We start from the raw sequence: 7,064 nt of genomic DNA on the forward strand, positions 1-7,064 counted from the left end.
GGACTCCTCCTAGCTTGAAGATCTGTTTTGCGTGAGTTGATCGGCCCTCTCCTGGGCCCTTCTGAGCGCCTGCCTGGGCGGGATCAGGCCACGCAGCATGTCGTGCATCTCCTCACCGCAGATCTGAATGACGTCAGAGATCTCGGGCACCGGCGGCCGGGGCCAGAACTGCAATTCGTCGCGCCAGGACATCGCGTCGACGGCCTCGAAGATGCTCGACAGGCTCCGCACTTCCGGATCGGAGCCGACCGAATAGCGAGGGGCCGTCCGGCTTCCGTTGACGACGTAGAGCTTCTGTGCCTCCGGCGAGGTGAAGGCGATAAGCGCCTCGACGGCCTCGTTCCTGCGCTCCGGCGCGATGTTGGCGGGGATGCCGAGCATATAGCCGCCCACCGGCGCGATGGGATGGCCGTCGCGCTGGCCGGACGGGTGCGGCAAATACCCCGTCTGGCCATAGGCCGGGGAATTGGGGTTGAGCTCGAAATATGGCGCGAGCAGCGTATAGCCGTAGGCCAACGCCACCTTGCCCGCCGCATAGGGGCGGATCCGCTCGTACCACGACATCGACAGAATATCCGGCGGCGAAAACGACAGGAGGCTTCGCAGATATTCGGCCGCCTCCAAGCCACCGTCCGTGTCGATGGTGATCCGCAATCCGTCGCGATCCAGCCGATCGGCGTCGAACCCGCCGGCGATCGGCTCGAGGTTCAGGATCGGCTGCCCGAAATCGGCGCACGTCATCATGAACGTATGGCCGAGGGCCGTGCCGCGCGCCGCATTCCACGCGATCCCGTAGCGCCCTTGGGCTGGCTTGTGCAGGATCCGAGCGGCCCGCAAGACCCCCTCGACCGTCTGGGGCGGCTCGAGCCCCGCCTCCGCGAACAGGTCTTTTCGATAGAACAGGAGCTCAGGCGTGGTCTGGCTCGGCACGCCATACGGTCTGCCCGCCCAATGCGTCGCCCGCCAACCCGCAGTGTGGAAGTCGGGAGGGTCGAGCCGGCCGATATCCATGATCTCGTCGAGCGGCGCGAGCACGCCCTTGGCCACGAATTCGCCGAGCCAGGGCAGGTCGACGGCGATGATGTCGTAGCGGCTCGCCTTGCGTTCGACGTTGCGCAGGGCTTCCTCGCGCAGACGATCGATCGAGAAGGCGCGCTGATGGATCTTGCATCCGATGATCAGCTCGAATTGACGCTTGAGGTTCTCCATGACCATGAACGTCGGATCGCCATGGACGAGGATGCGCAGGCCACCTGCGAGCGTCAGCGGCTCGGCCAGCGCGCGCGGCGTCTGGATCGAGTGCCCGTGCATGTAGGAGCCGCCGAAATAGAAGTCGCGCACGGCGATGCTCGACTTGTCGCCGAAGTTCTGCAGGGCGATGCGCCGAACGCGTTGCGCCAGGCGCGTCCACGACTCGATCAGACGGGCGCTCGGATGCAGCGACACGCCCTTGCCAGCCCGCGTCCGGGCGCGCATCTCCACGAAGCCTGCCGCGGAGAGATCCTTGAGCCGCCGCATCGCGGTGGCATAGGGCACGCCGGAAGCCGCCAGCAGCGAGGTCTGGGTGACGGATTTCCCTTCGATGTGATGTCGGATGAGGTGTGCAGCCATAGCAACATAAGGGTTAGGCGACGACAATTCGAAAGAGCTTTCCAGTTCAGCTCCGAAGTCTTCCAGGAACGTGATCGTCGAGAGGATCTCGGTTCGAGTGTCGTGTGATAGTGCGCCTGCGCCGCCCTCCCTTCCCTCTGTTCGCGCTCTCGCTTCCATTCTGGTCACGCGGCCGCGTGGCAACGCCGGCGCGCCTGCGCCCGGTCCTCGAGATTTTGCGTCTGGCACGGGCCAACTCCCTCAGTCTGTCCAATTCGACGCGGCACCATCACCGCGAAGTTATCCAATATGGATACTCGAGTGTTCATAGCGGACAAAAATGGTGCGGAACCGCAGCGGGAAATCGGCAAGCTAAAGTGGCCTGAGCGTCTCGCATGATGCGGCTGGGAAAGCCGCCGGGGCCCTGAGTGCCAACGATTATCGGCCTGGAGGAAGACTATGCCTAAGACGAGCAAATGGGTCTCGGCCGCCGCAGCTCTCGCGATTGTCGGGACGGCCAGTGCCGCGCACGCCGACAAGATCAAGATCGGCATCACGCAGAACAATGTCGGCGTCGACAGCTACCAGACCACGTACGAGAAGGCATTCAAGGCGGCGGCCGCGAAGAACCCCGACGTCGAGACCGTCGTGCTCGACGCCGGCGGCGACGTCGCTCGTCAGATCGGCCAGATGCAGGATCTCATCCAGCAGAAGGTCGACGTCATCATCATCTGGCCGACGGACGGCAAAGCGGTCGTCCCGGTCGTGCGCAAGGCACACCAGGCGGGCATCCCGGTCGTGGTGACCAATTCGAACATCGCCGCCGACGGCCTCGGCTTCATCGCCGCCTTCTCCGGCCCCAACAACATCCAGCAGGGCGCCTCTGCGGCCGAGCTGATGTGCGAAGCGCTCGGCGGCAAGGGCCAGATCGTCCAGATCTCGGGCCAGCCGGGCTATACCACCGCCATCGAGCGCGAGAAGGGCTTCGAGGACCAGCTCGCCAAGACCTGCCCCGGCGTGAAGATCCTCGAGACACAGCCCGGCGACTGGAATCGCGAGAAGTCGCAGCGCGTGATGGAAGCCTTCCTGGTGAAGTACGACAAGATCGACGGCGTCTACTCGGGCGACGACAACATGGGTGTCGGCGCCTTGAACGCCGCGAAGGCCGCGAACCGGGCAGCCGGCATCAAGTTCGTCGGCGCCACGAACTTCGCCGTCGGCTACGACGCCATGGCGAAGGGCGAATATTACGGCTCGATCTACCAGTCGCCGGTCGATGATGCCGAGGCCGCCCTGGCAACAGCGATTGCCGTCAAGCAAGGCAAGACGGTTCCGAAGCTGAACTACTTCGAGACCCCGAAGATCACCAAGGCCAATATGGACAAATTCACCAAGCCGGTGTTCTGAATCGGGGCCTGAGCGGCGCCGTCAAGTCCACTGCGCCGCAAGAAGAAGCGGCGGCGCGGTGGACGTCCGCGCGTTTTGCCGGGAGGATTTGATGAGCAAGGCGGCAGAGGGAACCGGGACGGGGATCGGCGGCTGGTCGCTCGGGCGGCTGCTCGCGCAGCAGGGCATCCTGGTCGCCTTTGTGGCGGCAATGCTCGTCTTTGGTCTGCTTTCGGACCGGTTCCTCGCATTCGACAACATCATGGCCGTGCTTCGGCAGATCGGCATTGTCGGCGTCATGGCCATCGGGGTGACGATGGTCGTCATCGGCGGCAATCTCGACCTTTCGGTCGGCTCCATGTTGTCGATGGCCACGGTTCTCGTCGTCGATCTGCACGACCGTATCGGTCCCTCGGCAGCCATTCTGGTGATGTTCGGCGCCGTGCTCACCGCCGGCGCCGTCAACGGAATACTCGTGGGGTATCTCAGGCTCAATTCGTTGATCGTGACGCTCGGGATGCTCTCGACCCTGCAAGGCATCACGCTCATCTACACCGACGGGAAGAATGTCGACATCGCCGACCAGTCGGCAACCTGGTTCGCTATCTTCGGTCGCGGGGACGTGCTCGGTGTCCCGACATCCATCCTCATGTTCTTCGGCATCGCTGCGCTGGGGCATATCCTCTTGACGCACCTGCCCTTCGGGAGACAGGTTTATGCCACCGGCGGTAACCCGCGAACGGCGGTTTATTCCGGTATCCGCCGCGGCCGCGTCGTGTTCTTCACCTATCTCATCTCGTCCTTCACGGTCGGCTGCTCTGCGCTGATCCTCGGCAGCCGGGTCATGGGATCGCAAAACAACGTCGGGCAAGGCTACGAGCTTCTGGTGCTCTCCGCCGTCATCCTCGGTGGCACCTCGCTCCTCGGCGGATCCGGCAACATGCTCAAGACCGTCATCGGTGTCCTGATCCTCGGCTTCATCCAGAACGGGCTGCTCCTGCTGGGCTTTCCCTACTACGCGCAATGGCTGGTCACGTCCGTGGTGATCATCCTGACCGTCTGGCTGGACGTGGCCTCGAAGCGCGGCCGGCTCTGGTCACACATTGCCTGAAAGCAGGACCCGATGGCTCACTTGAAGAACAGCAACCTCTTCCGATGGTTGGCCCGACACCCGATATGGGGGTTCGTCGTCGTCATATTCGTCTTCTTCAGCCTCGCCGCCGATCATTTCTTTGCGTTGCAGAACGTCGAGAACATCCTGGTGCAGGCCTCCACGATCGGGCTGATCGCGCTCGGGCTCACGCTCGTCATGATCAACGGCAATATCGACCTGTCGGTCGGCGCCATCCTGGCGCTGAGCGCCACCATCGCGGTCGATCTCCAGGGGTGGGAGATGTTCGCGTTCATGGGGGATTGGTCCTTGCTGGTCGCCGTGCTGGCCAGCCTCGTGTGCGGGACATTGCTCGGCGGCATCAACGGGTTGATCGTCTGGAAGACCGGCGTGGATTCCTTCATCGTCACGCTGGGGGCCATGCTCGGCCTGCGCGGTCTCGTCTTCGTCTACACCCGCGAGCAATCCTTCTATGCATCCAGCTTCGCCTATTCGGACTTCGGATCCAGCAGCATCGGACCGCTGCCGACCCTCGCCGTCCTGTTCCTCGCCTGCGCCGTCGTCATCCACGTGCTGCTGTCGCGCACCGTGCACGGCCGGAACACCTACGCCGTCGGCGGCAATCGCGAGGCGGCGATCAATGCCGGAATCCGCGTCGGACCCCACATGATGATCAACTTCATGATCGGCGGCTTCTTCGCCGCCTTGGCCGGGCTCGCCCTCTCGACCCAGATGGGCGCGTCGACGCCGAACATGGGGCGTGAGTACGAGCTCTGGACGATCACCGCCATCGTCCTCGGCGGGACCAAGCTGACCGGGGGCAGCGGCAGCATCATCGGGACTTTGGGCGGGGTCCTGGCCATCGGCATCCTGCGCAACGGCATGAACCTCATGCAGGTGTCGTCCTTCTACGTCCTCATCGTGCTCGGCGTGATCCTCATCGCCGTGCTGGCCTTGGACAAGCAGCTCAGCCGCAAGAGTGCGCAGGGGCTGGCGCTATGACAAACGTCGAAGCCGCGTGTGTCCTGAAGGTGCGGGATGTCGTCAAGACGTTCCCGGCAGTTCGCGCCCTCGACGGCGTCAGTCTCGAGGTCAGGCGAGGCGAGGTGCACGCCCTCCTGGGCGAGAACGGCGCGGGCAAGTCGACGTTGATGAAGACGCTGGCGGGTATGTTTGTGCCGGACTCCGGTACGATCGCGATCGACGGCCGCGAAGTGCAGCCGAAGACTCCGCTTGAAGCGAAGGCGCTCGGCGTGGTGCTGATCCACCAGGAGCTGTCCCTGGTCGAAGACTTGACCGTCGCGGAGAACGTCTTCCTCGGGGCTTTGCCGCGCCGCAGGCTCGGTTTCGTCGACTGGGACAAGCTGCATCGCCAGACGGCCGGCATCCTGCAGCGCCTGAACTGCGATTTCTCGTCGACGAGCCTTGTCGCGGACCTCTCCATCGCCCGCAAGCAGATGGTCGAGATCGCCCGTGCCCTGACGGTCGACGCCAAGGTCGTGATCTTCGACGAGCCGACCGCGTCTTTGACGGATCAGGAGAAACTGGTCCTCTTCGACATCATCGCCGACCTCAAGGCGGCGGGCGTCGGCATCGTCTACATCTCCCACCGCATGGAAGAGATCTTCCGGATTTCAGACCGCATCACCGTGCTTCGCGACGGCACCTATCGCGGAACGCTCGAGACCGCCGGCACGAACGAGGCCGAGGTGACGCGCCTGATGATCGGGCGCACCTTGGACTATTCGCAGAACAGAGAGGCCGTCGCCCCCGGGGAGATCGTGCTGGAGACGCGCGGACTGTGCTGTGGTGATCTCTTCCAGGACGTTTCGTTCACGGTGCGCGCCGGCGAAGTCGTCGGGTTCTCGGGCCTGATCGGGGCAGGGCGGAGCGAGCTGGCCGAAACCCTGTTCGGGTTGCGCCGCCCGACGGCCGGCACGATCCTGATGAACGGCACGAGCGTGCTGGTCGGGTCGCCCTCCGACGCGATCCGGCACGGCATCTCCCTGGTCCCCGAAAGCCGCAAGGAGCAGGGCCTGGTCCTCGGCATGAACTGCCGCGACAACATCACCCTGCCGCAGATCGACAAGCTCCGGGCCGGCCCGTTCTTGTCGTCGGCCGGCGAGCTCGAGATCTACGAAACCTATCAGAAGCGGCTGAGCATCCGTTCGCCGAGTTGGCGCCAGCTGGTGCGAAACCTCTCGGGCGGTAATCAGCAGAAGATCGTCATCGGAAAGTGGCTGGCGATGAAGCCCAGGCTGCTGATCGTCGACGAGCCGACCCGCGGCATCGATGTCGGCTCGAAGGCGGAGATCCACAAGCTCATCCGCGAGCTTGCCCATGGCGGCTATGCGATCATCGTGATCTCGTCGGAAATGCCGGAGATCCTGCACGTGTCGGATCGCATCGTCACGATGTATCACGGACGGGTCATGCGGGAGTTCTCGGCGGCCGAAGCCAACGAGAGCAGCCTGGTCCAGGCGATTTCGGGGATTGCTTGAAAGGCCGGGAACCCGGATCGGGAAGCTCCCATCGGCCTCTTTGGCTCGCCGTCGTTAGTCGCCTGTGAAGAACTCGCAACCCTTTGAAGGGTGGAGAGTTTCCGTATTCTCCAAGTATTGGCGATTGCCGGAAATCGCGAATGTGGACAGCGATTTCCGGCAAATTGACGGGGCGTTCTGCGCGTGATTCCGTCGTCACGACGAGGCGGCGATGGAGCGAGCCATGCGTCCGAGAGAACGGCGGGAGGGCGGCCAGACCGATCTGTTCCGGGCCCGGCTCGACCAGATCCTCGACATGGCCCATGCGCTGGTGAAGCTGGCGCGGACGATCGACTGGCACTTCCTGGAGAGGCAGTTCGGCGCGGTCTACGACGATGACCCCGGCCGCCCGCCGCTGCCGACCCGGCTGACGACGAATGCTCCGCATTCGCGTTGAGATGGCGGGCCTGGCTATCCTCAAGGCGACATACAACCTG

At 63.9% G+C, this 7,064-nt stretch carries 5 protein-coding genes and 1 pseudogene; 5 read left to right on the forward strand and 1 reads right to left on the reverse strand.

Annotation, left to right across the window (positions count from 1 at the left end):
* Positions 1-9 precede the first annotated feature (9 nt).
* The gene (locus QO011_RS22055; protein ID WP_307276459.1) at positions 10-1,611 is read right to left on the reverse strand and encodes an ABC transporter substrate-binding protein; all 1,602 of its coding nucleotides are present in this window, start codon (positions 1,609-1,611) and stop codon (positions 10-12) included.
* 438 nt (positions 1,612-2,049) lie between these two features.
* Between QO011_RS22055 and QO011_RS22060 the strand changes: the two genes are divergently transcribed.
* The 5 genes and pseudogenes from QO011_RS22060 to QO011_RS22080 all read left to right on the forward strand — a co-directional run.
* The gene (locus tag QO011_RS22060; protein ID WP_307276462.1) at positions 2,050-2,997 is read left to right on the forward strand and encodes a sugar ABC transporter substrate-binding protein; all 948 of its coding nucleotides are present in this window, start codon (positions 2,050-2,052) and stop codon (positions 2,995-2,997) included.
* Between the two features lie 91 nt (positions 2,998-3,088).
* A complete protein-coding gene (locus tag QO011_RS22065) occupies positions 3,089-4,087 on the forward strand; it encodes an ABC transporter permease (RefSeq protein ID WP_307276465.1) in 999 nt (332 codons plus the stop codon).
* 12 nt (positions 4,088-4,099) lie between these two features.
* The gene (locus QO011_RS22070) at positions 4,100-5,089 is read left to right on the forward strand and encodes an ABC transporter permease (protein ID WP_307276468.1); all 990 of its coding nucleotides are present in this window, start codon (positions 4,100-4,102) and stop codon (positions 5,087-5,089) included.
* A 29-nt stretch (positions 5,090-5,118) separates the two neighbouring features.
* A complete protein-coding gene (locus tag QO011_RS22075; RefSeq protein ID WP_307276470.1) occupies positions 5,119-6,588 on the forward strand; it encodes a sugar ABC transporter ATP-binding protein in 1,470 nt (489 codons plus the stop codon).
* A 223-nt stretch (positions 6,589-6,811) separates the two neighbouring features.
* A pseudogene (locus QO011_RS22080) lies at positions 6,812-6,997 on the forward strand (transposase); the annotation flags it as partial.
* Positions 6,998-7,064 lie beyond the last annotated feature (67 nt).

The sequence above is a fragment of the Labrys wisconsinensis genome (assembly GCF_030814995.1).
In the GTDB taxonomy this organism is placed as follows: Bacteria; Pseudomonadota; Alphaproteobacteria; order Rhizobiales; family Labraceae; genus Labrys; species Labrys wisconsinensis.

Coding starts and splice junctions, on each gene's coding strand:
- QO011_RS22055 (WP_307276459.1), bottom strand. CDS start 1,611: ATGGCTGCACACCTCATCCGACATCACATCGAAGGGAAATCCGTCACC.
- QO011_RS22060 (WP_307276462.1), top strand. CDS start 2,050: ATGCCTAAGACGAGCAAATGGGTCTCGGCCGCCGCAGCTCTCGCGATT.
- QO011_RS22065 (WP_307276465.1), top strand. CDS start 3,089: ATGAGCAAGGCGGCAGAGGGAACCGGGACGGGGATCGGCGGCTGGTCG.
- QO011_RS22070 (WP_307276468.1), top strand. CDS start 4,100: ATGGCTCACTTGAAGAACAGCAACCTCTTCCGATGGTTGGCCCGACAC.